Annotated in this window: 1 tRNA gene and 1 rRNA gene; both read right to left on the bottom strand. The window is 58.0% G+C overall.

What is annotated here, in order from left to right:
- Positions 1-106 (bottom strand): 23S ribosomal RNA (locus tag ACLBYB_RS32705); the annotation flags it as partial.
- A gap of 333 nt (positions 107-439) precedes the next feature.
- A tRNA-Ala gene (locus ACLBYB_RS32710) sits at positions 440-515 on the bottom strand.
- Between the last annotated feature and the right edge of the window lie 51 nt (positions 516-566).

Here is a 566-nt window from a genome sequence, read left to right on the forward strand (position 1 = left end):
GGATCAAAGCTCGTTCGCAGCTCCCCAAGGCTTATCGCAGCGTACCACGTCCTTCATCGCCTCTCAGCGCCAAGGCATCCACCGAATGCTCTTAAGGCACTTGATCGCTCTCGTGATCGATGTCCGTCGCTGATCCGACAGCCGTAAGGCTGGCTGATCAGCGCGACACGGTCACAAAAAGACCAGTGACAGATCCGTTTCCGGATCCACCACCGTATGCTTGCCGAACATGACCGCCAGGGTTGGCAGATCTCTCTGCCCCAACGGCCACATTCCCTCTTCACGATGTCACTGATGTCTTCGCACACGGCTGAACCAACCGAACCTGACGGTCCTCGCTGATCACTGCCGCGGCAAACGCATGTTCCAGATAGCGGGCTCGACACACATTGATCGGGGCTGAAGTTGTTCTCACAACTCCAAAAACATCCCAAAGAAATGGTGGAGCCAGACGGGATCGAACCGACGACCTCATGCTTGCAAAGCACGCGCTCTCCCAGCTGAGCTATGGCCCCAAAGGGTCAAGCCGCAGGCAGAGCCTCCCGTCCATGGTGGGCCTGGGACGA

The sequence above is a fragment of the Methylobacterium sp. D54C genome, from assembly GCF_053345595.1.